Source organism: Streptomyces diversicolor, assembly GCF_057537855.1.
The window spans coordinates 1-690 of the sequence record NZ_BAAJXA010000147.1 but is presented as its reverse complement, the minus strand read 5'-3'; the positions used below and the strand labels follow the sequence as shown (position 1 = coordinate 690).

General features: G+C 70.4%; 1 protein-coding gene. It reads left to right on the top strand.

Annotated features, from left to right (window positions below):
• Window positions 1-64 precede the first annotated feature (64 nt).
• The coding region (locus AC27LF_RS45565; RefSeq protein WP_487231315.1) for an aminotransferase class I/II-fold pyridoxal phosphate-dependent enzyme at window positions 65-690 on the top strand (626 nt) is incomplete at its 3' end.

Here is a 690-nt window from a genome sequence, read left to right as displayed (position 1 = left end):
GGAAGACCGCCTCGCGGCGGCCCGATGGATGGCGCGGCGGATGCCCGCGCCGGATCCTCACCGGTTGCTGTTGACCAACGGAACGCAGAGTTCGCTCCTGCTGGTCCTGCGTCACCTGGCCGCCCCGGGGGATGTGGTACTGGCCGAAGGGCTCACCTACGGGTCCATCGGCAACCTGGCCGAGCGCGCCAGGGTTCACCTACACCCCGTCGATCTTGACGACGACGGCATGGTGCCCGAGTCGTTGGCCGCGGCATGCCGGAAGTTCACACCCCGGCTGATCTACTGCAATCCCGGCTACCACAACCCGACCACGACGACGATGAGCCTGGAGCGACGGCATCAGATCGTCGCCGTCGCACGCCGATACGGGGTGCCGGTGTTCGAGGACGATGTGCTCGGCGCCCTGCACCCGGACACGCCGCCGCCGATCGCGACCCTGGCCCCGGAGCTGACCTGGTACTCGATGGGGCTGACCAAGTCGCTCACTCAGGGGCTCCGGGTCGGATACCTCCTCGGCCCCGACGGGCCTGCCGCCGAGGCCATGACGCGGCCCCTCGCACGGCTGTCGTACTGGGTGGCGAATCCGCTGTCCGCCGAGGTCGTCCGCCGCTGGATCGACGGCGGCCAGGCCACCGCCATCGCCGACGCCATCCACCGGGAGTCGGCCGCACGGCAGCGACTCGCCGA